The 25,419-nt window shown below is 66.3% G+C and carries 22 protein-coding genes; 1 reads left to right on the forward strand and 21 read right to left on the reverse strand.

Annotated elements, in window-relative coordinates:
* Nucleotides 1-21 precede the first annotated feature (21 nt).
* Nucleotides 22-558: a hypothetical protein gene (locus tag AC5RT3_RS18765; RefSeq protein ID WP_494124914.1), complete on the reverse strand. Its 537-nt coding sequence runs from the start codon at nt 556-558 to the stop codon at nt 22-24.
* A 125-nt stretch (nt 559-683) separates the two neighbouring features.
* Between AC5RT3_RS18765 and AC5RT3_RS18770 the strand changes: the two genes are divergently transcribed.
* Complete coding sequence (locus AC5RT3_RS18770) at nt 684-1,184, forward strand: flavin reductase family protein (RefSeq protein WP_494053469.1); 501 nt, start codon at nt 684-686, stop codon at nt 1,182-1,184.
* Nucleotides 1,185-1,247: 63 nt separating this feature from the next.
* On the opposite strand, the gene dnaE is transcribed toward AC5RT3_RS18770, so the two are convergent.
* From dnaE to rsmH, 20 genes are all read right to left on the reverse strand, one after another.
* Complete coding sequence (dnaE, locus tag AC5RT3_RS18775) at nt 1,248-4,805, reverse strand: DNA polymerase III subunit alpha (RefSeq protein WP_494011941.1); 3,558 nt, start codon at nt 4,803-4,805, stop codon at nt 1,248-1,250.
* 36 nt (nt 4,806-4,841) lie between these two features.
* A complete protein-coding gene (locus AC5RT3_RS18780) occupies nt 4,842-5,768 on the reverse strand; it encodes an RluA family pseudouridine synthase (RefSeq protein WP_494053471.1) in 927 nt (308 codons plus the stop codon).
* Nucleotides 5,761-6,333, reverse strand: coding sequence for a signal peptidase II (gene lspA / locus AC5RT3_RS18785; protein WP_494053472.1), 573 nt, complete (start codon nt 6,331-6,333; stop codon nt 5,761-5,763). The genes AC5RT3_RS18780 and lspA overlap by 8 nt, the downstream gene beginning before the upstream one ends.
* A gap of 91 nt (nt 6,334-6,424) precedes the next feature.
* Nucleotides 6,425-7,117, reverse strand: coding sequence for a DivIVA domain-containing protein (locus tag AC5RT3_RS18790; protein ID WP_494053473.1), 693 nt, complete (start codon nt 7,115-7,117; stop codon nt 6,425-6,427).
* Between the two features lie 172 nt (nt 7,118-7,289).
* Nucleotides 7,290-7,577: a YggT family protein gene (locus AC5RT3_RS18795; RefSeq protein ID WP_009359117.1), complete on the reverse strand. Its 288-nt coding sequence runs from the start codon at nt 7,575-7,577 to the stop codon at nt 7,290-7,292.
* A 121-nt stretch (nt 7,578-7,698) separates the two neighbouring features.
* Nucleotides 7,699-8,229: a cell division protein SepF gene (locus AC5RT3_RS18800; RefSeq protein ID WP_494053474.1), complete on the reverse strand. Its 531-nt coding sequence runs from the start codon at nt 8,227-8,229 to the stop codon at nt 7,699-7,701.
* Between the two features lie 90 nt (nt 8,230-8,319).
* On the reverse strand, nt 8,320-9,057 hold the full coding sequence (locus AC5RT3_RS18805) for a YggS family pyridoxal phosphate-dependent enzyme (RefSeq protein ID WP_494124915.1): 738 nt from the start codon (nt 9,055-9,057) through the stop codon (nt 8,320-8,322).
* Nucleotides 9,050-9,739 (reverse strand): purine nucleoside phosphorylase YfiH/LACC1 family protein, encoded by a 690-nt coding sequence (locus tag AC5RT3_RS18810; RefSeq protein ID WP_494124916.1) that lies wholly within the window; start codon nt 9,737-9,739, stop codon nt 9,050-9,052. Before AC5RT3_RS18810 ends, AC5RT3_RS18805 begins: the two co-directional genes overlap by 8 nt.
* 8 nt (nt 9,740-9,747) lie before the next feature.
* Nucleotides 9,748-10,986 (reverse strand): cell division protein FtsZ, encoded by a 1,239-nt coding sequence (ftsZ, locus tag AC5RT3_RS18815; protein ID WP_494053477.1) that lies wholly within the window; start codon nt 10,984-10,986, stop codon nt 9,748-9,750.
* A 183-nt stretch (nt 10,987-11,169) separates the two neighbouring features.
* Nucleotides 11,170-12,165, reverse strand: coding sequence for a cell division protein FtsQ/DivIB (locus AC5RT3_RS18820; protein ID WP_494124917.1), 996 nt, complete (start codon nt 12,163-12,165; stop codon nt 11,170-11,172).
* On the reverse strand, nt 12,158-13,549 hold the full coding sequence (gene murC / locus AC5RT3_RS18825) for a UDP-N-acetylmuramate--L-alanine ligase (protein ID WP_494124918.1): 1,392 nt from the start codon (nt 13,547-13,549) through the stop codon (nt 12,158-12,160). The genes AC5RT3_RS18820 and murC overlap by 8 nt, the downstream gene beginning before the upstream one ends.
* Nucleotides 13,546-14,646, reverse strand: a complete 1,101-nt coding sequence (gene murG, locus AC5RT3_RS18830) for an undecaprenyldiphospho-muramoylpentapeptide beta-N-acetylglucosaminyltransferase (protein ID WP_494053480.1) — start codon at nt 14,644-14,646, stop codon at nt 13,546-13,548. The genes murC and murG overlap by 4 nt, the downstream gene beginning before the upstream one ends.
* A 6-nt stretch (nt 14,647-14,652) precedes the next feature.
* On the reverse strand, nt 14,653-15,990 hold the full coding sequence (ftsW, locus tag AC5RT3_RS18835; RefSeq protein WP_494053481.1) for a putative lipid II flippase FtsW: 1,338 nt from the start codon (nt 15,988-15,990) through the stop codon (nt 14,653-14,655).
* A 2-nt stretch (nt 15,991-15,992) separates the two neighbouring features.
* Nucleotides 15,993-17,567, reverse strand: a complete 1,575-nt coding sequence (murD, locus tag AC5RT3_RS18840; protein ID WP_494053482.1) for a UDP-N-acetylmuramoyl-L-alanine--D-glutamate ligase — start codon at nt 17,565-17,567, stop codon at nt 15,993-15,995.
* A complete protein-coding gene (mraY, locus tag AC5RT3_RS18845) occupies nt 17,549-18,658 on the reverse strand; it encodes a phospho-N-acetylmuramoyl-pentapeptide-transferase (RefSeq protein ID WP_494124919.1) in 1,110 nt (369 codons plus the stop codon). Before mraY ends, murD begins: the two co-directional genes overlap by 19 nt.
* Complete coding sequence (locus AC5RT3_RS18850; protein ID WP_494053483.1) at nt 18,655-20,118, reverse strand: UDP-N-acetylmuramoyl-tripeptide--D-alanyl-D-alanine ligase; 1,464 nt, start codon at nt 20,116-20,118, stop codon at nt 18,655-18,657. The genes mraY and AC5RT3_RS18850 overlap by 4 nt, the downstream gene beginning before the upstream one ends.
* 6 nt (nt 20,119-20,124) lie before the next feature.
* Nucleotides 20,125-21,762 (reverse strand): UDP-N-acetylmuramoyl-L-alanyl-D-glutamate--2,6-diaminopimelate ligase, encoded by a 1,638-nt coding sequence (locus AC5RT3_RS18855; RefSeq protein ID WP_494053484.1) that lies wholly within the window; start codon nt 21,760-21,762, stop codon nt 20,125-20,127.
* An 86-nt stretch (nt 21,763-21,848) separates the two neighbouring features.
* Complete coding sequence (locus tag AC5RT3_RS18860; protein ID WP_494053485.1) at nt 21,849-23,639, reverse strand: peptidoglycan D,D-transpeptidase FtsI family protein; 1,791 nt, start codon at nt 23,637-23,639, stop codon at nt 21,849-21,851.
* Between the two features lie 47 nt (nt 23,640-23,686).
* A complete protein-coding gene (gene ftsL / locus AC5RT3_RS18865) occupies nt 23,687-24,400 on the reverse strand; it encodes a cell division protein FtsL (RefSeq protein ID WP_494053486.1) in 714 nt (237 codons plus the stop codon).
* Nucleotides 24,397-25,389: a 16S rRNA (cytosine(1402)-N(4))-methyltransferase RsmH gene (gene rsmH, locus AC5RT3_RS18870; RefSeq protein WP_494053487.1), complete on the reverse strand. Its 993-nt coding sequence runs from the start codon at nt 25,387-25,389 to the stop codon at nt 24,397-24,399. Before rsmH ends, ftsL begins: the two co-directional genes overlap by 4 nt.
* Nucleotides 25,390-25,419: the final 30 nt, after the last annotated feature.

Below are 25,419 nucleotides of genomic sequence, written 5' to 3' on the forward strand. Positions count from 1 at the left end.
GGCCCGCTGCTGTGGCTGCCGTCATGGTGCGGTACGGCCCGGGGCGGGACCGGCCGCGTCGGCGCCGCTGCCTGGCTTCTTTCCCAGCAAATCCTGCAGTTCCAGCACGAAGACGGAGATCGCCGCAGCCGCCGGCCACAGCAGCAGCACCGGCAGAGCCCGGAGCGAGAAGGCGATGCTCGCGTTGGCGGATGCATCCACCGCCGGTCCCCAAAGGCTGGCGGACAGCACGCCTGCCTGCCATGCCAGGACGCTGCCCGCAATGGCGCCGCCGAGCCCCAGCAGCAGTGCCGCCTGCGGGTTGGCGCGTTTTTTGTCCGCCAGGAAGACGCCCAGCATGCAGCCGGCAACAACCAGGATGGCGGCAAGGGTCAGGTCGCGCGGCAGCCAGACTGCCGGGTTGGTCCCCGCTGCGAGGCCGGGATCCCTGGTGATCAGGTTCAGGCCGCCGGGCGCGAGCACCCACCAAAGGATGCCTGCCGGGACACCCGCCGCCGCCGGAACCGCCAGCAGGGCCCACGGCAGCCGCGAGGAAGCACGGCGGAAAGGTTTGACCATGCAACAAACCTTAACAAACGTTCCGGCGGCGCAACGCGCAGACCCGCACCGCCAGGCGATTCCCCCGTGGAGCCTGCTGACAATACGCTTGGAGGGAAGCACCCATCCACTGTCAGGAGTTTCCGGTGGCCGACAACAGCGCGCCCTTCGAGCAGACGTTCCGGGAGATGTTCCGGCGCCATGCCGCGGGGGTTGCCATCATCACGGTGAACTACCAGGACGAGCCCTACGGGTTCACTGCAACGTCGGTGGCGTCGCTGTCAGCCAAACCGCCGCGGTTCACATTCAACATGGCCCGCAGCTCCAGGTCCTGGCCGGCCGTGGCCAACACGCAGTACCTGGGCGTCCACATGCTGGGGCTGGAGAACCAGGAACTGGCCGCTCGCTTTGCCCGCCCGGGCAACCGCTTCGAAGGCAACCACTGGGAGATCGGGCCGCACGGCGTGCCCATCCTGAAGGACGTTGCCGGCTGGCTCGTCGGCGAGGTACAGATGCGGCTCTCCTTCGAGAACAACGCAGTGGTGGTGGTCCAGGTGATTGACGGCCAGGTGGGCGGCGAAGGGTCGCCCCTGCTGTACCACGGCGGCGCCTACGGGCAGCCCATGCCCCTGGACTACGAGATCTGACGCTTCCCGCCGCGAACCGCGGACGACGGCGGAACGTGCAGCCCGTCGTCGTCCGCGGCTTTGTCAGGCGTCCAGGCAGGCCGGACCGAGCAGCACTTTGAGGTCGCCGAACAGGGACGGGCTGGGGTTCACCCGGAGGTGCACGGGCAGGGCCATGACCTCCGTGCGGGTATCGCCCTGCAGGTGCAGGCGGACCTCGGAGTTGCCCCGGTGGGTGCGCAGCACGTCGCCCAGCTCAGTGACTACGGCCTCCGTGGCCTTGTGCGTGGGCATGGTGATCACCAGGGGACCGTTCATGCCCTCGCTCAGGTCCGGGACGGAAAGCTCCATGCAGTTCAGCGTCACCGCGCCGTCGTCCCGCTTCTGCAGGCGGCCCTTGACCACCACGATCAGGTCCTCGGCCAGCACCGACGCGATGGGACCATAGACCTGGCCGAAGAACATCACTTCCATGGAACCGCCCAGGTCCTCAACCTCCGCCCGGGCGTAGGCGTTGCCGCTGGCCTTGGCAATCCGGCGGCTCAGGGACGTGATCATTCCGGCGATGGTGATGATGGCGCCGTCCTGCGGCCCGTCTTCCCCCAGCACCGACGTGATGCTCATCTCCGCGTGCTGGCTGAGGAGGCCTTCGAGGCCCTGCAGCGGGTGGTCGGAGACGTACAGGCCAAGCATGTCCCGTTCGAAGGACAGCTTGTCCTTCTTCTCCCACTCCGGCAGATCCGGGATGTCGATGCTGAGGGACGACTCCGACTCGGTTTCCCCGATCCCGGCAAAGAGGTCGAACTGGCCGATCGCCTCGTTCCGCTTCAGGGTAATGACCGAATCGATGGCCTCTTCATGGACCATGGCCAGGGCGCGTCGGGTGTGCCCCAGTGAATCGAAGGCGCCTGACTTGATCAGCGATTCGATGGTGCGCTTGTTGCAGACCACCGCCGGGACCTTCATCAGGTAGTCCTTGAAGGACGTGTAGGCACCCTCGCTTTCGCGGGCCGCCACCATGGCCTCCACCGCGTTGACGCCGACGTTCCGGATGGCACCCATGCCGAAGCGGATGTCGTTGCCCACCGGGGTGAAGTTCAGGGCGGATTCGTTGACGTCCGGCGGAAGCACGGTGATGCCCATGCGTCGGCATTCGTTGAGGTAGATGGCGGACTTGTCCTTGTCATCACCCACGGAGGTGAGCAGGGCGGCCATGTACTCCGGCGCATAGTGCGCCTTGAGGTATGCAGTCCAGTAGGAGATCACGCCGTAAGCGGCCGAGTGGGCCTTGTTGAAGGCGTAGTCGGAGAAGGGCAGCAGGATGTCCCACAGGGTCTTGACGGCGTCCATGGAGTAGCCGTTGTCCTGCATGCCTTTGGAGAAGCCGGCGAACTGTTTGTCCAGTTCGGACTTTTTCTTCTTGCCCATGGCGCGGCGGAGAATGTCTGCCTGTCCCAGCGAGTAGCCGGCAAGCTTCTGGGCCACGGCCATAACCTGCTCCTGGTACACGATCAGGCCATACGTTCCGCCGAGGATCTCCGAGAGGGGTTCTTCGAGTTCCGGGTGGATGGGGATGACTTCCTGGATCCCGTTCTTGCGCAGCGCGTAGTCCGTGTGGGCGTTGGCGCCCATGGGGCCGGGCCGGTAGAGCGCCAGCACGGCGGAGATGTCTTCGAAGTTGTCAGGCTTCATGAGCTTGAGCAGGGACCGCATGGGGCCGCCGTCGAGCTGGAACACGCCCAGGGTGTCGCCGCGGGCCAGCAGCTCGTAGGAGGCGGCGTCGTCCAGCTCGAGGTTTTCGAGGTCCAGGTCGATGCCGCGGTTCATCTTGATGTTCTCGAGGGCGTCGGAAATGATCGTCAGGTTCCGCAGGCCCAGGAAGTCCATCTTGATCAGGCCCAGTCCCTCGGACGTGGGGTAGTCGAACTGGGTGATCACCTGCCCGTCCTGGAACCGGCGCATGATCGGGATGACGTCGATGATCGGATCCGAGGACATGATCACGCCGGCGGCGTGGACGCCCCACTGGCGCTTCAGCCCTTCGATGCCGAGCGCGGTTTCGAACACCTTCGCGGCTTCGGGATCGGTGGCGATCAGCTGGCGGAAATCGGCTGCCTCGCTGTAGCGCTTCGCTTCCGGGTTCTGGATGTCGGCGAGCGGAATGTCCTTGGCCATGACGGCGGGCGGCAGGGCCTTGGTGAGCTGTTCGCCCATGCTGAAGGGGTAGCCGAGCACGCGGGAGGAATCCTTGAGCGCCTGCTTGGTCTTGATGGTGCCGTAGGTGACGATCATCGCCACGCGCTCGTCGCCGTATTTGCGCGTGACGTAGTCGATGACCTCGGGCCGCCGACGGTCATCGAAGTCGACGTCGAAGTCGGGCATGGAGACACGGTCCGGGTTGAGGAAGCGTTCGAAGATCAGGCCGTGCCGCAGGGGGTCGAGGTCGGTGATGCGCATCGCGTAGGCCACCATGGAGCCGGCGCCGGAACCACGGCCCGGCCCCACCCGGATGCCGTTGTTCTTGGCCCAGTTGATGAAGTCGGCCACCACCAGGAAGTAGCCCGGGAAGCCCATTGAGGTGATGACGCCGAGCTCGTAGTCGGCCTGCTTGCGGACCTCGTCCGGCACGCCTTTCGGGTAGCGGTACTGCAGGCCCTTGTCCACTTCCTTGACCAGCCAGGAGGTCTCATCCTCGCCGGGCGGGCAGGGGAACCGGGGCATGTAGTTGGCGTCCGTGTTGAAGGACACCTCGCAGCGTTCGGCGATCAGGAGGGTGTTGTCGCAGGCTTCGGGGTGGTCGCGGAAGAGTTCCCGCATCTCCCGCGGGGACTTCAGGTAGTAGCCGCTGCCGGAGAAGGCGAAGCGCGAACCCCCGTTGTCGTAGGTGGGCTCCAGCAGGGTGGAACCCGACTGGATGGCCAGCAGCGCCTCGTGGGCCTTGGCGTCGTGTTCATGGGTGTAGTGGAGGTCGTTGGTGGCCACCAGGGGCAGGTTGAGTTCCTTGGCAAGCCGAAGCAGGTCGCCGGTGACGCGGCGTTCGATGTCCAGGCCGTGGTCCATCAGTTCGCAGAAGTAGTTTTCCGCGCCGAAGATGTCCCGGAACTCGGCGGCCGCCTCCAGCGCTTCGCGGTATTGGCCCAGCCGGAGCCTGGTCTGCACTTCCCCGGACGGGCAGCCGGTAGTGGCGATGAGACCCTCGGAGTAGGTGTTGAGGAGCTCGCGGTCCAGGCGCGGCCATTTGCCGAAGACAGAGTCAAGCGAGGCGATGGACGAGGCCCGGAAGAGGTTCCGCATGCCCACGTTGTTGTAGCTCAGCAGGGTCATGTGGGTGTAGGAGCCACCGCCGGAGACGTCGTCCTTGCGCTGCGACTCGTCCCCCCAGCGGACACGCTCCTTGTCCGTGCGCGCGGTGCCGGGAGTCACATAGGCTTCGACGCCGATGATCGGTTTGATGCCCTTGGCCTGGGCCTTCTGCCAGAAGTCGAAGGCGCCGAACAGGTACCCGTGGTCCGTGGTGGCCAGCGCGGGCATGCCCAGGCGTTCGGTTTCATCGAACAGCTCTCCCAGGCGGGCTGCTCCATCCAGCATGGAATATTCGGTGTGGGTGTGCAGGTGGACAAACGAATCATTGCTGGAAGTCACCGCACTATTCTAAGCGTTGGCCCCCGGCCGCCCGTGTCAGGCCCGCCCGGACCCCAGGACCTCAAGGGCATACACCAGGTCTTGCGGGTAGTCGCTGGTGACCCGGATCCGCTCCCCCGTGGCCGGGTGGTCGAACGCAAGTTCGCGTGCGTGCAGCCACTGGCGGGTCAGGCCCAGGGTGGCGGCGAGGCGGGGATCGGCGCCGTACGTCAGGTCCCCGGCGCAGGGGTGCCGGAGCGCGGAAAAGTGCACGCGGATCTGGTGGGTCCGGCCCGTCTCAAGGTGGACTTCCACCAGGCTGGCCTTGCCGAACGCCTCGATCACCTCATAGTGCGTGACGGACTCCCGGCCGTCCTCGATCACGGCGAACCGCCAGTCGTGGCCGGGGTGCCGGCCGATGGGTGCATCGATGGTGCCGGTCAGGGGGTCGGGCAGGCCCTGCACCACGGCGTGGTACACCTTGTCCACGGTCCGCTCCTTGAAGGCGCGCTTCAAGGCCGTGTAGGCCCGTTCGGTCTTTGCCACCACCATGACGCCGGATGTTCCGACGTCGAGCCGGTGCACGATGCCGGCCCTTTCAGGCGAGCCGGAGGTGGAGATACGGTATCCGGCGCCTGCGAGGCCGCCCACTACAGTGGGTCCCACCCAGCCCGGCGACGGGTGCGCGGCAACGCCCACGGGTTTATCGACGACGACGAAATCGTCGTCGTCCAGCAGGATCTTCAGGCCTTCCACAACTTCCTCCACGACTTCGAGCGGGTCCCGCCGTTCCGGCATGCTGACGTCCAGGACGTCCCCCGCAGCCAGTTTTGCCGATTTGCCCAGGGCCTTGCCCCGGCTCACCACGTGGCCCTCCGCTATCAGGGTCGCCGCCATGGAGCGGGAGACGCCCAGGATTCCGGCCAGCCCGGCGTCGGCCCGGGAGCCGGCGAATTCCTCGGCAACGACATACCGCTCAGGCATCGCCGGACTTTTCCTTGCGCTCCGGGGCAAGCCGGGTGCCGTCCAGTGCGACCCCGCGCAGGGTCAGGATGCAGATGATGGCGACGGCGGATACAACGGCGGAATCGGCGATGTTGAAGATGGCGAAGTTGGGAAGCTGGATGAAGTCGACCACGTGCCCCATGCCGAAGGACGGCTCCCGGAACAGCCGGTCGGTAAGGTTGCCCAGCGCTCCGCCTAGGAGCAGGCCCAGGGCAAGGGCCCACCATTTCGAGCCCAGCTTCCGGATCTGGAGGACGATGGCGATGGCGACAACGGCCATGATGATGGAGAACACCCAGGTGACGTTTTCGCCGATGGAGAACGCGGCGCCCGAGTTGCGGATGAAGTACCAGTGCAGCAGCGGGGGGAAGACCGGGATCCGTTCCCCTTCCACCATGGTGGAGGTAACCCACAGCTTGGTCAGCTGGTCCAGGACATAGGCAAAGACTGCGAACCCGGCGAAGAGGGAGAGCAGCACGGCCCGGCGGGGGCGCGGTGAGGGCGGGACAGGGCGTGCAGCGTCTGCAGCGAGTTCGTCAGTCATGGTGCTTTCATTCGTAAAACAGGTGTCAATGCCGAAAGCCGGCGGCCGAGGAATCCTCAGCCACCGGCTTTCAGAATACGTGCTTGACGGACTAGTTGGCTTCGCTTACTTCCGGCGTGGCCACTGACCCGCGGGCATCGAGGTCGCGGAGCTGGCCTTCGATGTAGGCCTTCAGGCGTGAGCGGTAATCCCGCTCGAAGCCGCGGAGCTGCTCCACCTTGCGTTCCAGGACGGACCGCTGCTGCTCGAGGGCGCCAAGGATCTTGCGGGACTTTTCCTGAGCGTCGTTGACGAGGCTGCTGGCTTCGATCTGCGCCTCGGCGATGATCTTGTCCTTCTGCGCCTGGCCGTCAGCAACGTGGCGGTCGTGCATCTGCTGCGCCATGGCCAGCAGGCCTGCGGCGGATTCGGCGGCCGGCGTGGCGACGGCGGCCTGGCTGGCAGGAGCGGGTGCGGCAGCAACCGGAGCGGGAGCCTGCGCCTCCTTCTTTTTGGCAGCTTCGGCGGCCTTGGCTTCAGCCTCGGCCTTTTCGCGTGCTTCGTCCTTGTCGGACTTGACGGGCGCGGGGACCTTCTCCACTACGGGTGCGGCGGCGGCGCTGGCAGGAACGCTGGAACCGGCTTCGGCGAGCTTCTTGCGGAGCTCGTCGTTCTCCTGGTTCAGGCGGCGGAGCTCCACGACAATCTCGTCCAGGAAGTCGTCAACTTCATCCTGGTCGTAGCCCTCACGGAACTTGGTCGGCTGAAAGCGCTTATTGACAACGTCTTCTGGCGTCAAAGCCATCTGGTCACCTCACTGGTCTGGTTAGTCAGTAGGCCTTCCGGCCGTCGAAACTACGGTACCTAAATTTGGTCTGCTTACTCTAATTCAACACTGCAGTGTCAAACGCGAGTTTCTACGCTTCACAGTAACTGTTCCCGCGGGTCCAGGCTGCGCTGCTGGTCTATTCGGTAAATCAGGCGAGTCCCCGGGTGATTCCCATGGCAATGCTCACGGCAATGAAGAGGATCAGGAAACCCAGGTCCAGCGAGATGCCGCCCAGGCGGAGGGGAGGAATCAGCCGGCGCAGGACCTTCAGGGGCGGATCGGTGATGGTGTACACGGCGTGAGCGGCCACCAGGGCGGCCCCGCGCGGCCGCCACTCCCGGGCAAACATCTGGACCCAGTCGTACACCAACCGGATGATGAGGGCCACAAAAAACAGCAGGAGCGCGAGATAGACAAGTCCGAAAACAATTCCCATGACTTAATTCATATCTCCATGTCCATTGTGGGTACGGCAGTCTGTTGCCGATGCTTCCCGTCTATTTCAGCACAGATGCCAGACAGGTGTCCCTGCCTGGCATCCGGATCCTGCCTGGTGGTCAGCTCTGGTTGAAGAAGCTGGCTGTGTTGTCGCTTGCCTTCTTGTCGTCGCCGATGACTTCGACATACGACGGCGACAGCAGGAATACCTTGTTGGTCACCCGTTCGATGCTCCCCCGCAGCCCGAATACGAGTCCTGCAGAGAAGTCCACCAGGCGCTTCGCGTCCGCTTCGCCCATATCGGTGACGTTCATGATCACCGGAATGCCGTCCCGGAAGCTCTCGCCGATGAGTTTGGCGTCATTGTAGGAGCGCGGGTGGATGGTGGTGATCTGGCGCAGGCCGCCGGTCTCTTCGCGGCTCGAAGCCGCTCGCTTGATGGGGGTCACTGGGGCGCGGTATTCCTCTTCAGGGGTGTAGGACGCTTCGCGGCTGACCTCGCGGACGGGTGCGGGTGCACGGCGCTCCTCGCGGTCAGCTTCCATCGTTTCGTCCTCATCCTTACGTGCGGTCTGTTGCTCGGACTCGTAATGCTCATCGCCGTCGGCGAGCCCAAGATAGATCATTGTCTTGCGCAGAGCGCCGGCCATGGTCGACTCCTATTCGTGTCCCGTACGCGGGTCGTCCAATGACTTGACAGCATTGGGGTCCCCCGCCCATCACTTCCAACAGGACCGACGCTACCCCACTGCGGGACGCGATCCGAGAATATCGGAACCGATCCGCAGGTGTGTCGCCCCGAACTTGACCGCTGCCTCCAGGTCCTGGCTCATGCCGGCCGAGATGCCCGTGGCCGCCGGATGGTCCGCCACCAGGTGCGCCGAGACGCCGGCGAGCTTCTCGAAGGCCGGCTCGGGCGCGGCACCGAGCGGGGCCACCGCCATCACGCCTGCGAGGCGCAGGCCGTCGGCCGCCGCGATCTGTTCCGCCAGCCGGGGCACGTCGGCGGGGGCGGCACCGCCGCGGTGTGCCCCGGCGTCGTCCTCGAGGCTGACCTGGATGAAGCATTCCAGTGGCGCCCTGCCTGCGCTTGCCTGTCCTGCGGAAGCAGCCTTCGCCAGGGCCTCCACCAGCTGTGGCCGGTCCACGGAGTGCACCGCGGCGGCGTAGCGGACTACCGACTTTGCTTTCTTGGTCTGGAGCTGGCCTACGAAGTGCCACGTCAGCCCGCAGTCCGCCAGTTCCGCGGCCTTGGCAGCGGCCTCCTGGTCCCTGTTTTCGCCGACGTCCGTCACGCCCAGCCCAGCCAGCCGGCGAATGTCCCTGGCCGGGTGGAACTTGGTGACCACGATCAGCGTGGGCAGGCGGTCCCCGCGGCCTGCGGCTGCTGCGGCTGCTTCGATGCGCCGCCGGACCACGGCGAGCCTCCCGGCAAGTTCGGCAGTGCGGGAATCCCTTGCATCCGGCGCGTCAGTCATGGCACCACACCAAACCCGCGAACCTGCCTGTTTCCCTGTTGCGCCGGTAGGAGAAGAGTGACTCTGTCTCCAACGTGCATGCTCCGGTGTACGCCACCTCCACGCCTGCGCGTTCCAGCTGGCTGCGCGCGCCGGCCGGCAGGTCCAGTCCGGGTGTGCCCCAGGACGTGGTGCTGCGGGTGGCTGGCACTTCCGCCGCCACCTCGTCCTGGAGCACGGCGGGAACCTCGTAGCAGCGTCCGCAGATCGATGGACCCAGCCAGGCCCGGATGGCGCCCGCGCCCAGGGACTTCATGCTCTCCACCGCAGCCGGGATGACCCCGTTGGCGATTCCCGGGCGCCCTGCGTGGACGGCAGCGAGGACCGGACCATACGCGGATTCGGCCGCAAGGAGCACGGGGATGCAGTCTGCCACCATCACGGCAAGAGGCACTCCGCGGGAGACCATGGCGTCAGCCTCGGGCGTTGCGGTGTCCGGCTGCATGACGGCCACGGCCGTGCCGTGGACCTGGTTCATGAACCGCAGTCCGGCCGGCGCCACGCCCATGGTCCGTTCAAGCTCGGCGCGCCGTCGCTGCACCCGGGCAGGATCGTCGCCGACATGCAGCGCGAGGTTGCCGGCGTCCGTATTTGTGAATGCGGCGGACACTCCGGGCAGGATGTCGGCGCGCCAATGGAACAAGCCGGGGCCTACTTCAGGAAGTCGGGGACATCCAGGTCATCCGGGTGGTTGCCGGTGAGGTCCGGCTCCACCACGGAAGGAAGGTCGACGTCGAACCCGGAGTCTGCAGGGACGGCGGAAGGACGCTGCTGGCCCCAGCTGCTGAGGCCTGCGGCACCAACACCGGCGTGGACCGGCTGGGCGCTGGCCTGGTGGTGGCCGGACGACGGAGCCTGGGCCGGCGCCGGAGCTGCGGATGGCGCGGCGGGGCGCTGCGGAGCCACCTGCGGCTGGGACTGGTCCATGGACGGCGAGGTTGCCTTGACGTCGTCGAAGCCGGCGGCGATGACGGTGACACGCGCCTCGTCACCCAGGGCATCGTCGATGACGGCGCCGAAGATAATGTTTGCCTCAGGGTGGGCCACTTCCTGGACCAGGCGGGCGGCCTCGTTGATTTCGAACAGGCCGAGGTCCGAGCCGCCCTGGATGGAGAGCAGCACGCCGTGGGCGCCGTCGATGGAAGCTTCGAGGAGCGGGGACGCGATGGCGAGTTCTGCAGCCTTGACGGCACGGTCCTCGCCGCGGGCGGAGCCGATGCCCATCAGGGCGGAACCGGCACCCTGCATGACGGACTTGACGTCCGCGAAGTCGAGGTTGATCAGGCCGGGGGTGGTGATGAGGTCGGTGATGCCCTGGACACCGGACAGCAGCACCTGGTCCGCCGAGCGGAAGGCGTCCAGGACCGAGACGTTGCGGTCACTGATGGAAAGCAGCCGGTCGTTCGGGATCACGATCAGCGTGTCCACTTCGTCGCGGAGGGCGTCGATGCCGGCCTCTGCGGATCCTGCCCGGCGGCGGCCTTCGAAGGTGAAGGGACGGGTGACAACACCGATGGTCAGGGCACCAAGGGAACGTGCGATGCGTGCGACGACGGGCGCGCCACCCGTGCCCGTGCCGCCGCCTTCGCCGGCGGTGACGAAGACCATGTCGGCACCGCGGAGTACCTCCTCGATCTCGTCAGCATGGTCCTCGGCCGCCTGCTTGCCGACCTCGGGGTTGGCTCCCGCACCCAGGCCACGGGTCAGCTCGCGGCCAACATCCAGCTTGACGTCGGCATCGCTCATGAGCAGGGCCTGGGCGTCCGTGTTGATGGCGATGAATTCAACGCCCCGGAGGCCGACCTCGATCATGCGGTTGACTGCGTTCACGCCACCGCCGCCGATGCCGACGACTTTGATGACGGCCAAGTAATTCTGCGGAGCTGCCACGTTACGTGTCCCTTGTTCGTGTTTATTGCGAAAACTGATGGAGAGCTTGAAGCCTGCAACCTTAACCTTCGACTTGAAGGTTATAGTTATGTCAAGTAACTCATGTCTGTGACGGTATTTCCTCTGGTTGCCACATTCAATAACCGGGTCCGCGTGTCGGATTAATACCGGAAAGAATGCCGGTCACCGCGTCACCGGGTGGCGCGGCACGCTGACGTCGTACACCTTGACCGGGTTCTTGGGGTCTGCTGGAACCTTGAGGAGCGCCTCCAGGACTTTAGCCTTAAGTTCCTTCTCCGATGCATTCCCCCAGATAATGGTCTGACCGTCCACGAGCTTGAGCTCCACGGCATCCACCGACTGCGCGGAGGCATTGCTGAGCTTGGCCAGGACATCGGCGGGCAAGGCACCCAGGACGGCGGCAGTGGCGCGGAACAGGTCCTGGCCGATCGTCCCGGCGCCGCCGTCAATGACCGGCAGGGAGACCGAGGCGGCATCGGCAGTAGTTGCCAGCTGCACGCCCTCCACGTCCACCAGCTGGTACTGCTCCCCCTGCTTGACCAGCGCCACGGGCACGCGCTCCCGCACGGCCACGGCGAGTCCTGACGGCGGCCGCGCCTCGGCCGAGACGGACTTCACCTGGACCAGCGGCTGAAGCAGCCGTCCCACTTCCTCGTCAGTAATTTGCGGCAGCGGTTTGCCCCGCAGTGGCTCCAGGGCGCCCTGCACCTGCTCAGGGGTCAGGAGCCGCGTCCCGGAAACCGAGATGGACTCCAGGGCAAGCACGGGCGAATAGACAGCTCCTGCCAGCAGCCCGGCAACCAGCGCCGCAACGGCAGATACCACCATGAGCAGGTTCCTCTTGCGCCGCTTTCCCTTCGGTTCCGGAAATGCAAGGACGTTCGGGGCGGCACCGCCGGACGGCCCTGCGGGCTTGTCCTTCCGGAGTCCCGGGAACCGCAGCTTGCTGTCACCGGCCGGCTTGGCGGCCTTCGGGGGTTTCCTAGCTGCGGCAGGCTTGTCCGGCGCAGTTTCGGGAAGGCTGCGGGACGCGGAGATCACATCGTCGCGGCCGAAAGCAGGCAGCCCGGAAGCCGGCGTGCTTTTTCCGCCGGAGCCGGTTGCAGTGCTCCCCGTCCTTCCAGCCGGCCGGTAGGTGGGCCGGCGGGAGCTAGGCACTCAGGGCCTCGAGGATGAGCGGGCCGTACGCGGTAACGTCGCCGGCGCCGGCCGTCAGGACGATGTCGCCTTCCTTCGCCGTGTCCACCACCGCTGTCACGGCGTCCGCCGCAAGGACCAGCCGGCCGCCTGCGCCCAGGTGGTCGGCGATGAGCTGGCTGGAGACGCCGGGAATCGGGTCTTCGCGTGCGGGGTAGATGTCCAGGACCAGGGCGGTATCGGCGAGGTTGAGGGCCTCAGCGAACTCCCGGGCGAATTCGCGCGTCCGTGAAAACAAGTGCGGCTGGAAGAGCACATGGACTTTGTGCTCCCCTGCCACCGACCGCGCTGCCGTCAGCGCGGCACGGACTTCGGTGGGGTGGTGCGCATAGTCGTCGAAGACCCGGACGCCCCTGGCGGACCCCTTCAGTTCGAAGCGCCGGGCCGCGCCGGAGAAGTTCGCCAGGGCAGCGGCGGCCGTGGCCGGTTCCACGCCCAGTTCGAGGGCAACGGCGAACGCGGCGGCGGCGTTCAGCGCATTGTGCCGCCCCGGTACCTGCAGCGAAAGTTCGTGGCGGCCTGCGGCTCCGGACACCGCCACCTTGCCGGGTCCGTCGTCGTGAAGCACCAGGTCCGCGCCTGCACCAGTGCCGTACAGGACCACGCGGGTGTTGCCGCGTGCCCTGGTCCTCTCGGCAAGGGCCAGCGCCCCGGCGTCGTCGGCGCAGGCAACCAGCACGCCGTCCGCGGGCAGCAGCGCTGTGAACCGGTCGAAGGATTCGTAGACGGCCTCTGCCGTGCCGTAGTGGTCCAGGTGGTCGGGCTCCACGTTCGTGACCACCGCGATTCGGGGGCGGTAGTTCAGGAACGAGCCGTCGGACTCGTCGGCTTCGGCGACGAAGATTCCGGAGTTGCCGTGCGCGGCGTTGACGCCGAGGGCCGGCACGTTGGCGCCGATCGCGAACGAGGGGTCCAGCCCTGCACCCTGCAGCAGGACTGTCACCATGGACGTGGTGGTGGACTTGCCGTGCGTTCCGGCCACGGTGACCACGAGGTCCTCCCCCATGGTGGCGGCAAGCGCCTCGGAGCGGTGCAGCACGGGCAGGCCCGCCTGCCTGGCGGCAACGAGCTCCGGGTTGTCTGCGCGGATGGCCGAGCCGGCCACTACCGTTTGCGCGTCGCCGAGGTTGGCTGCGTCATAGCTGACGGCGATGCGGGCACCTGCGGCGGCCAGCTCCGCCATGACCGGAAGGTCCTTGGCGTCCGAGCCACTGACGGGGACGCCGCGGGCCACCATGATCCGTGCCACCGCGGACATCCCTACGCCGCCGATGCCGATGAAGTGGACCTTGCCGAGGGATTCCAGGCTGCCCGGAGATTCAAGGCCGGCGTTGTGGGGGTTCATGCCGTTACCGCTTCCAGGATGAGACCAGCCATGCGCTGGTCGGCGTTTCGAATACCGAGCCGGTAGGAATTGGCTGCCATGGTGGCAAGCCGGTCCTTGTCGGTGACCAGCGGTATCAGCTCCCGCGCCACCCAACCGGCATTGAAATCCCGGTCCGGAACCAGCAGTGCGCCGCCGGCCGCCACGAGGCCCGCGGCGTTCAGGGCCTGTTCCCCGTTGCCGATGGGCAGCGGCACCAGGACTGCAGGCACTCCGACCGCGGCTGCTTCGCAGACCGTCGCAGCACCCGACCGGGCCAGCAGCACATCGGCGGCGGCGTAGACGAGCTCCATGCCGTCGACGTATTCCACCTGCCGGTAGCCCTCCGCGCTGAGCGGCTCGCCGGCGTCGTCCAGGATCGACTTGCCCCGCCCTGTGATGTGCAGGGTCTGGATCCCCGCGGCTGCCAACTGGCCGGCGGCGCCGCCGATGGTCCGGTTGATGCTCTGGGCGCCGGAGGAGCCTCCGGTCACGATCAGGGTGGGCTTGTCCGGTTCAAGTCCCAGAGCTTCCCTGGCAGACTGCCGTGCCGCCGGCCGGTCGAGCGATGAAATTTCGGTGCGCATGGGCATGCCGACGTGCACGGCGTGCGGGAGCGGCGTTCCATCGAAGGCAACCGCGACGCGCTTTGTCAGCATTGCCCCCACCCTGTTAGCCAGGCCGGGCCGGGCATTGGCCTCGTGGATGACGATGGGGATCCGCCGCTTCCGGGCAGCAAGGTACATCGGGGTGCAGACGTAGCCGCCGACGCCCACCAGGACATCCGCCTGCGCCTTGTCCAGGATGGAGCCCGCCTGGCGGACGGCCCCTGCCAGGCGTGCCGGCAGCCGGACCAGGTCCACGGAGGGCTTCCGGGGAAACGGCACGCGGTCAATGGTGGCCAGTTCCACCCCTGCCGCCGGGACAAGCCGGGTTTCCATTCCGGCGGGCGTCCCGACGGCGAGCAGGGCAGCATCCGGAGAGGCATTGCGCACCGCTGCCGCGATGGCCAGGAGAGGGCTGATGTGGCCGGCTGTTCCGCCGCCCGCCAGGACGATGGAGGGGGTTTTCGGAGTCATCTCGGATCAGGCACGCTTTCTTGCAGTCTTTTTCTTCGCAGCAGCCCCGCGGCTCCTGCCCTTGAACTTCAGCATCTTCTTCGGGCGGATGGCGGGAGCCATTTGCTCCCGGGCCAGCGACAGCACTACGCCGACGGCGCAGAGGGACATCAGCAGGGCCGAACCGCCATAGGAGATGAAAGGCAAGGGCACGCCGATGACGGGCATCAGCCCGGTGACGACGGCCATGTTGACGGTCGCCTGGCCCAGCAGCCACACCATGATGGTTCCGGCAAGTACCCGGTGGAACATGTCCTCCTGGGCCACTACGACCCGGTAGATGGCGGCGCCAAGGATCGCAAACAGGATCAGGACGACGACGGTGCCCACCAGGCCGAGTTCCTCGCCGATGATGGCGAAGATGAAGTCGTTGTGGGCTTCGGGAATCCAGCTGTACTTTTGCCGGCTCTGGCCGAGTCCCACGCCGAACCAGCCGCCGGAGGCCAGTCCGTAAAGGCCGTTGGTCGCCTGGTAGTTGGCGTCGACGCCGTCGGCACAGGATTCACCGGTCCACCAGGAGGTGATCCGGCAAACCCGGTTGGAGCTGGTCACAGCCATAACGGCTGTTCCGGCGGCTGCCACGAGGCCGGCGATGCCGAAGAGGTAGACGGGCGCCCCGGCGAAGAACAGTGCCGCAGCGGTAATCATCATGATGATCATGGCGGTACCGAGGTCGTTGCCCACCAGGACAAGAACGATCACCGCAGCGGCCATGGGGACGGCGGGGATGGCAACATGCTGCCAGCGGCTCAGCAGCCGGCCCTTGATGGCCAGCACCGTGGCCATCCAGAGGGCGAGGGCAAGCTTTGACGCCTCGGATGGCTGGAAGGTGATGCCACCCAGGTCGATCCAGTTCTTGTTGCCGTTGACTTCGGCACCCACCACCTGGACCAGGACCAGCAGTGCCAGCGCGATGCCGATCGCCGGCCAGGCGAGCCGCTTCAGCCAGACCACGTTGATGCGTGACAGCACGAACATGGTGAAGATACCGATGGCGGCAAACATGCCCTGCTTCAGGGCGTCCCCGTAAGGCGACTTGCCCGCTGCGATGGATTCGACGCTTGAGGCCGAAAGGACCATCATGATCCCGATGGCCGTCAAGGCCAGGGTGGAGCCCAGGATGAGGTAGTACGTGGAGCCGTTGCGCGAGGTTCCGTTGCCTTCAAGGGCGGACCAGAACCTGCGGTACGCGTTCCGCAGCTTTGCGGGGAGGGTTGACTGCCGGCCGGGGGACGTTGCGGAGGAGCCGGGGCCGGGCGTGCGGGCCTGCTGTCTGGCTGGCGGCCGGGTGGGCGTGCTGGCCATTCTTACTCCTCGCCGGTCTGTCCCTGCCCTTCCACCAGCCCGCGGACAGCTGCGATGAAAGTGTCACCACGGTGAGCATAGGAAGAGAACTGATCCATGGAAGCAGCTGCCGGAGCCATCAGCACAGTATCGCCGGAGGCGGCCTGCCGGGCGGCCGACGCAACGGCCAGCGACATCACCTGTTCCCCGGACAGGGGGGAACCCGCTTCGTCGGCACCCGCTGCAGCAGTCTGCACTTCTTCAGTGTCACCCGCTACCGCCTTGATCACCGGGACATCCGGCGCGTGTCGCTGGAGGGCGGCAGTAAGGACCGAAGTGTCCTTGCCGATCAGCACCACGGCTTTCAGCCGGGAGGCGTGCTCCCGCACCAGGTCGTCATAGGAGACGCCCTTCGACAGGCCCCCCGCAATCCAGACCACGTTGGTAAACGCGGCAAGGGAGGCGGAGGCCGCGTGCGGGTTCGTGGCCTTGGAATCGTTGACCCAGAGCACGCCGTTGTGGCGGGCCACCGGCTGGATCCGGTGGTCGCCGGGGATGTAGTCCCGGATGCCCTGCCGCACGGCGGCTGCATCCACCCCGTAGGCCCGGACCAGCCCGGCGGCAGCGAGGGCGTTGGCCACCATGTGGCGGGGCGCGAAGGCGCCGAGGTCTTTCATCGAAGCAAGTTCGGCCGCACTGTCCTTGCGCTCCTCGATGAAGGCCCGGTCCACCAGGAGCCCTTCAACCACGCCGAGCATGCTGATGGCGGGCGTAACAGTTGTGAACCCGATGGCCCGGCATCCTTCCACGACGTCGGCGTTCTCCACCATGCGCTCGGTCTCGAACTGCTCGGCGTTGTAAAGGCAAGCTTTTTGGGTCTGCTCGTAGACCTTGGCTTTGTCCGCGAGGTACGAGTCGTACGAGCCGTGCCAGTCGACATGGTCTTCGGCAACGTTCAGGCAGACGCTGGCCACCGGGGAGAGCGATTCGGCCCAATGCAGCTGGAAGCTGGACAGCTCAACGGCGAAGACGTCGTACTCTACGGGGTCCCGGATGGCATCGAGGATGGGCGTTCCCACGTTTCCCACGGCGATGGCTTTTAGGCCTGCTGCGCGGAGCATCGATTCGGTGAGGCCCACCGTGGTGGTCTTTCCGTTGGTGCCGGTGATAGCGAGCCAGTCGGCGGTCTTCCGGCCTTCCCTGGTCCGTACCCGCCAGGCGAGCTCCACGTCGCCCCAGACGGGGATGTGGGCGCGGGCTGCGGCAGCGAGGAGTGCCTGGTCCGGGCGCCAGCCCGGCGAGGTGACGATCAGTTCCGGAAGTTCCCCGTCAATCCGGGGAATGCGGGTGACGGCGTCCTCCCCCAGCAGCACATCGGCTGCGCCGACGATCTTGAGAGTCTCGGCGTGTGCTTTCGCTTTCTCGGTGGTGGCGGCATCCACCACTACCACGCGGGCTCCCAGTTCGATCAGGGTGTCGGCAGCGGCAAAGCCGGAAACGCCGATACCGGTGACGGCCACGCGCAGGCCACTCCAGTCCGAGTCCCAGGTAACGAGGTTTTGCAGGCGGGGGGAAACGGTCACAGCAGTACAACCCATTCAGCGTAGAAGATGCCAAGGCCGGCGGCCACGAAGAGTCCGCCCAGGATCCAGAAACGGACCACCACCGTCACTTCCGCCCAGCCCTTGAGTTCGAAATGGTGCTGCAGCGGCGCCATTTTGAAGACGCGCTTTCCTCCGGTGGCCTTGAAGTAGCCCACCTGGATGATCACGGACAGGGTGATCAGGACGAAGAGGCCGCCGATGATCCCGAGCAGCAGTTCAGTCCGGGACAGGATGGCAAAGCCGGCGATGGCGCCGCCGATGGCAAGCGATCCGGTGTCGCCCATGAAGATCTTGGCCGGTGACGTGTTCCACCAGAGGAAGCCCACCAGGGCAGCACTCATGATGGCCGCCAGCAGCGCAAGATCCAGGGGGTCCCGCACGGAGTAGCAGCCGCCGCCGGCTTCCCTCGGGGACCCGCAGGCCTGGTTGCTTTGCCAGATGCCCATCAGGGTATAGGCGCCGAAGACCATGACCGAAGCACCGGCTGCCAGTCCGTCGAGGCCATCCGTGAGGTTTACGCCGTTAGTGGCGGCCGTCACGATCAGGTTGGACCAGATGACAAAGAGGATGGCGCCCAGGACCGTGCCGCCGAAAGCCAGATCCAGCCAGGGCAGGTCCCGGACCAACGAGATCTTGGTGGAAGCCGGCGCCAGCCCGTCCTCGTTCGGGAAATTGAGCGCCAGCACGGCAAAGACGATGCCCACCGCTGCCTGCAGGATCAGTTTTGCCTTGGCGTTGAGGCCCAGGCTGCGTTGCCGTGAAATCTTGATGAAGTCGTCAAGGAAGCCGACGAGCCCCATCCCCACCATCAGGAAGAGCAGGATCAGGGCGGATGCGGACGGCCCGGGGGAATCCGGGTTCATCATGAACATGATGAGGTGGGTGAGTCCGTAGGCCAGCAGGACCGCTGCCACGACCACCGTCCCGCCCATGGTGGGTGTCCCGCGCTTGGTGTGGTGCGAGGTGGGCCCGTCGTCGCGGATGAACTGGCCATAGCCGCGGCGGACCAGGAGCCGGATGAAGAGCGGTGTTCCCACAAGGGCGCACAGCAGGGCGAGCCCGGCGCCGATCAAAAGTGCAATCACAGCAGAGTGCTCCTTTCATCGGCGGGTTGGCGGGTTGGGGGTAATGCTATCCGATCGCCCAAATGGCGCAGTCCCACGCTGTTGGAGGACTTGAACAGCACCAGGTCCCCGGGTTGGAGTTCCGCATTCAGGAGCTCGTAGGCCTCGTCGGCGGTCTCCGTGAAGATGCATTCGTCCCCCCAGGACCCTTCCTGTACGGCGGAGACATAGAGCGCACGCGCTTCGCGGCCCACCACTACCAGCCGGGAGATGTTAAGCCGCACCACCTGGGTGCCCACGGCGGTGTGTTCCCGGATGGAGTCATCGCCGAGTTCCAGCATGGCGCCGAGGACGGCCCAGGTGCGCCGTCCGCGCCCCAGGTCGGCGAGGGTACGAAGGGCGGCCCTCATGGATTCGGGGTTTGCGTTGTAGGCGTCGTTGATGACGGTTACGCCGTCGGCGCGTTCGGTCCGTTCCATCCGCCAGCGGCTGGCAGCTGTTTGACTGCTCAGCCCGGATGCGATATCCGCGCCGGAGATGCCGGCGGCGAAGGCCGCTGCTGCCGCTGCGAGGAGGTTCGCGGTATGGTGGGCGCCGATGAGGCGGCTGGAGACGTGGTGCGGCCCTTCACCGCCTGGCAGCAGGAGGTCGAACTCCGGACTGCCGCCGGCGTTGGTGTCGGCATTCAGCGCCTGGACGGCGGCGTCTTCGCGTCCTTCCGCGGAGAAGCCCAGCACCGCTGCCGTGGTGCGGCTGCGCATCGCAGCCACCCTGTCGTCGTCGAGGTTGATGATGGCAGTTCCGGCGGCGGTGAGTCCCTCCACGAGTTCACCCTTCGCGAGGGCGATGTTGTCCACTCCCCCGAATTCGCCGGCGTGCGCTGTCCCGACGCCAAGGACAACCCCGATGTCCGGCTTGACCATTTCCGCGAGGTAGCGGATGTGTCCGATGCCGGTAGCACCCATCTCGATGACGAGGTAGCGGGTGTCGGTATCCGCACGGAACACCGTGAGCGGTACTCCGACTTCGCCGTTGTAGGACCCCTGCGGTGCCACGGTCTCGCCGTGGGCCGAGAAGATTCCGGCAAGCAGGTCCTTGGTGGTGGTCTTGCCGGCGGAGCCGGTGATGCCCACCACTGTGAGTTTCCCGCCTGCTTCAGCCCGCGCCGCACGTATCCTGCGGACAGCCTCGGCTGCCAGCGCACCCATGGCCAGGACGGCGTCGGGCACCAGGATGGAGGGGTATGGCAACCCGTCCGGCCCGGCTACGGGCCGCTCGGCAAGGGCCAGGACGGCCCCGGCTTCAAAGGCGGCCGGGAGGAAGTCGTGGCCGTCCGCGAACTCGCCCGGCTTTGCGACGTAAAGCGAACCTGTCGTGGCTTCGCGTGAATCCGTCACCACCGTGAGGGGCGTGATTCCGGGATCGGCGTCCAGGCGCCCGCTGGTGATTTCGGCGATCTCCGCCGCAGTAAATGCAATCATCTCGGTCTAGGACTCTATCCGGTCGGCTTGGAGAACGTTGAATCCCCTGGCTGTCAAGGCGCTCCGCAGTTCCACCCGGTCGTCGAGGGCAAGGTTGACGCCCTTCACTTCCTGCCAGACCTCATGGCCGCGTCCTGCGACAAGGATGGTGTCCTGTGGCCGCGCCAGCTCCACTGCCCGGCGGATCGCCTTGTCACGGGGGAAAACCTCCAGAAGTTCGCACGGCAGGCCCTCGCCGGCCTGGGCCTCCTCCGCCCCGGCCAGGACGTCCCGGCGGATGGCCGCGGCGTCCTCATCGTGGGGGTCGTCGTCAGTGACGATGACGGTGTCGGCCAGCCGGGCCGCGATGGCACCCATTGCCGGGCGTTTGCCCTGGTCCCGCTGCCCGGTGGCACCGAAGACCACGATCAGCCTGGAATCCGGCTTGGGTGAACGGACTGCCTCCAGGGCCCGCGCCAGCGCATCCGTGTTGTGCGCGAAATCCACGACGGCAGCAGGTTCCTCGGAGATGAGCTGCATGCGGCCGGGCACCGCCACCGTGAAGGGATCCGCGGCATCCAGGGCCGCCTGCAGGTCCGCCGGTTCCACGCCGGACTGGAGCACCATCAGTGCCGCCAGGGCCGCGTTGGCCACGTTGAAGCTTCCGGGAAGGCCGGTGTGGAGGCAAAGTTCCATGCCTTCCGGTCCACGAAGCGTGAACTCCGTGCCCAGGCCGCGCGGGGACGTCGAGGCGACGATCCAGTCCGCGGCAGTCCCCGGCACGGTGCCCAGGGTGGTGACCGGCACCTCCGCGGCGCCGGCAAGGCGCCGGCCCCACTCGTCGTCGACCGTCACTACTGCCTTGCGTGCGCGGCCGGGCGTGAACAGCTCAGCCTTGGTGGCGAAGTAGTCGTCCATGGTGCGGTGCAGGTCGAGGTGGTCCTGCGTCAGGTTGGTAAAGCCGGCAACGTCGAACATCAGCCCGTCCACCCGCTGGTAGGAGATGGCATGGGAGGAAACCTCCATGGCGGCGGCTGCCAGTCCCCGTTCGCGCATCAGTGCCAGCAGCCCGTGCACGTCAGTTGACTCCGGTGTGGTGAGCAGGCTTGGGATGGGGTCGCCGCCGGCAAGGATCTCGATGGTGCCGATCAACCCGGCACGCTTGCTGAGCGCGGCCAGCAGGGAGGTGATGAAGTACGTGGTGGTGGTCTTGCCGTTGGTGCCTGTGACACCGAACAGTTGCAGGGAACGGTCCGCGCCTGACTGGCTGCGGTAGATCATGGCAGACAGCGGCCCCACTACATTGCGCGGCGACTCAACGACCAGTACGGGTACGGGCGTATCGGAGGACAAAGCCAACAGCCGTGCACCGGCGCCGTCCGTCAGCACTGCGACCGCCCCGGCCTCAATCGCCTGGGCGGCGAAGTCGGCGCCATGGCGGGCGGCGCCCGGAAGTGCAACATAAAGGTCTCCGGGTTCCACTGCCCGGGAGTCCATAGAGATGCCGGTCACTGATGTGTCGGCGGCAGGTCCGGGAACGCTGACGCCCACAGCGTCACCAATGCTGCCCAGCGGCAGCGCCTCCACGTCCGAGGGCCGGAACCGGGCATTGGTGGCAGGAGCGGCGGGAGCGGCGCTGTCCTGGGGCAGGTTGAACTCAGACAAGGAATCTCCGATGGTGCTAGTGGACCGTGGCCGGCGCAGAGGGGACCGGATCAGCGGGCTGCTGGTCCGGACTTCAGGCCGGGATGCTACTTGGCGAACTGGGGCAGCCTGGCCGGCTCGCCGGTGGACGGCTGGACGTTGTAGGTCCGCAGCGCCTGGCTCATCACCGACCGGAAGACCGGCCCGTTGGTAATCCCGTAGATGCTGCCCTTGGGCCGCTGGAGTACCACCTCAACAATAAACCGCGGATCATCCATGGGTGCCATGCCCACCAAGGAGGCGGTGTAACCGCAGTAGCCGGCGCCGTCGTCGCACGGTGACTCCGAGGTGCCCGTCTTCGCCCCCACGCGGTAGCCGTCGATGCCGGCATCCTTGATCTGGCCTTCGGTGACAGCGCTCTCCAGGATGTCCTGGACCTGCTGGGCCGTGTTCTCCGAGACGATCCGCCGGGAAGGGGCTGCAGGCACCTTCTCCTCCGCGCCGTCGGGCGAAATATAGGAATCGATCAGGCGCGGCTGGAGCATGACCCCGTTGTTGGCAATGGACTGGAAGGCCCGCACCGTCTGCAGGGTGGACTGGGAGACGCCCTGGCCGAACAGGACCGTGTATTCCTGCCGGCCGTCCCATTGCTCCCAGGGAGTCAGGATGCCGGAGGCTTCGGCGGGCAGCCCGATGTCCGGGGCCTCGCCGATGCCGAACTTCTGCAGCCATTCGTACCGCTGTTGCTTGCTGAGCCGTTGCCCGGCCATCACCGTGCCGGTGTTCATCGAATAGCCCAGGATGCCGGCGAGGGTCCGTTCCTCGGTGCCGTGGGCGAAGGAGTCGCTGAACGTCTGGCCGTCCACGGTATAGGAGGGACCCAGGGTGAACGTGTCCAGCGGACTGGCTTTTCCCTCCTCGATCAGGGCGGCAACCGTCATCATCTTCTGCACGGAGCCGGGTTCATAGGCGGCCGTGACAGCGCGGACTCCGCGGTCCTTGGCGGCCACCCGGCCGGGATCATTGGGGTCCGGGGCATTGGTGTCCGCCATGGCCACCAGGTCGCCCGTCTTGGCATCCATCACGATGATGGTGCCCCACTCGGCGCCGAGCTTGTCCGTCTGGCTTTGGATGGCCTGCTGGGCGAAGTACTGAAGATCTGAGTTGAGGGTGAGCTTGACGTCCTTGCCATCCTCCGGCGGCGTCAGCTCGTCCATGCCCACCGGGATCCTCAGTCCGTCCGCACCGATCTCGAAGAGCCGTCTGCCGTCCTTGCCCCGAAGCAGTTCGTCCTGGGTCTGCTCGATGCCTGCCTGGCCGGTGCTGCCGTCCTTGAGGAAGCCGATAATGCCGCCGGCCACGGAACCGTTGGGATAGACCCGCTTACTGACGCCTTCCGTGACGATGCCCGGGATCTGGAGTTTCGAGATGCGGTCTTCTACATCCGGCTTCACGTCCTTGGCCACGATGTAGTAGGGCCGCTCCCCGGTCACGGCTTCACGGATGGCGTGCTTGTCCATCCCCAGTGCGGCAGCGAGCTCGGTGAGCCCCTGGTCCCGGGAAACGTCCACCAGCTTTTCGTTGGCTTCGTCGAGCCGCTTAAAGGTTTCGGTCTTGGTGTTGACCCGCTGGTCCACCACCACGTTGTACCGGATGACGCTGTTGGCCAGGACGGTGCCGTTCGAGTCCAGGATGCTTCCCCGTTCGGCCGGCAGGACCGTCTCGGTCATCCGCTTGTTGAGGGCGGCCGCTGCCATGCCGCCAACGTCCAGCCCCTGGACCAGGAACAGCTTGCCGCCCACCACCAGCAGGAGGGTGAGCATGACGCCGAGCCCCAGGCGCAGCCGCCGGGTGGCGTTGGGTACCTTGTCTGCCGGTTTGCCGGTCCTCTGCGCCACCGTGGAATTCCTTGCTGTTCGTCCCTGTTACCTGCCGGATGTCCTGGCTATTGCCCCGGGACCTTCTGCTGCGGCACAGGTACAGTGCCGCCGTGAAGCTCAACAGGGGGTACCGCCGCGGCGGGCGGTGCTGCAGGCGGCTGGGCCTGTGCCTGTGCCTGTGCCTGCGCCTGGCTGGCGGGAGCGTCAGCGGCGGGCGTCTGGGTTGCAGGCGGTGCCGCTTCCACAGGCTTGCGGCTTTCCAGCGGCTCCCCCTTGGTTGCCGGCGGTACCACCAAAAGCTGGCCGGCGACGGCCGGGGCCGGGATGACGGCTCCCTCGGAACCTCCCTTAACTGCCGGTGTCGCCTTGCCTGTCACCGACAGGGTGGACAAATCGATCTGACCCTTGACGGTGGAAGCCACCATGCCCAAGTCCTTGGCCTTGGCGGCCAGGTTCTGCGGAGCCTCAAAGTTCTGCACCTGCTGGGTAAGGTCCTGGTTCTGCTTGGTCAGCGTGCTCTGCCGGGCGCGCAGCTCCACGAGCTGGTACTGCGCGGTGGAGACCGAGATGTTCAGGACCAGGACAGCGATCAGCGCCACAGCCAGCAGGGCAAAGCACAGCACCACGAAGGGAGCGCGGCGCTTCCGGGGAATGTTGCGGACCACGGACAGCGGCGTGCGGCTCTTCCGGCCGGCACCCGGTGATCCTGCAGGCAGGCTGCTGCTGGCTGCCGAACTGCCGGAGACGACGGGAAAGTTCTTGACGGCAGCGGTGCTCATGCAGCTCTCCTGGCTCTGATTCGTTCAGCCGCACGCAGCCTTGCTGAGGCTGCCCGCGGGTTTTCGGCGATTTCGACGGCGGTAGGTACCTCGGTGCCTTTGGTAAGGGTCTTGAGTTCCGGTTTATGCTCCTCCAGCTCCACGGGGAAACCGAGGGGCGCCGACGACTTGGAGCGGGACTGGAAGACGCTTTTCACGATCTTGTCCTCCAGGGAGTGGTAGGACATCACGACGAGGCGCCCGCCCAAAGCGGTAGAGTCGACCGCCGCCGGGACGGCCCGCTCCAGCACATCGAGTTCTTCGTTAACCTCAATCCGCAGTGCCTGGAAAGTCCTCTTGGCCGGGTGTCCCCCCGACTTGGCGGCGCCCGCAGGTACCACTGCCCGGATCTGGTCCACCAGCTGTCCTGTGGTGGTAAAGGGTGCCTCTGCTCGGGCAGCGACAATCCGGTTGGCTATCCGGCCGGCGAACTTTTCCTCGCCCCATTTGCGGATGATCCTGACCAGCTCTTCTTCGCTGTAGTTGTTGACCACATCCGCGGCGGTCTGGCCCCGGCTCGTGTCCATGCGCATGTCGAGGGGAGCATCGAAGGAGTATGCGAAGCCCCGCTCCCGCTCGTCGAGCTGCAGCGAGGAAACACCAAGGTCCATCAGGATCCCGTGCACCTCCGGCACGCCCAGGTCCTCAAGGACATCCTGGATCTCGTCATAGACAGCGTGGACCAGGTCCGTGCGGGCTTCGAAGGGCGCCAGGCGCTCCCCCGCGAGGGCAAGGGCCTCCTCATCGCGGTCGATGCCGATGAGGTGAAGGTCCGGGAAGCGCTGGAGCATGGCTTCGGAGTGGCCGCCCATGCCGAGGGTGGCATCTATTGCCACGGGGGTTTCGCCGCGGAGCCTTGCCGCCTCGAATCCCGGGGCCAACAAATTGATGCACCGGTCCCGCAGGACCGGCACATGGCGTTCGGACGTGGGCTTCGGTTGTTCGTTCATGCCTCGTCCTTTCTCGCCGTCGTGGTCGCC

The sequence above is a fragment of the Arthrobacter sp. Y3221159 genome (genome assembly GCF_059089885.1).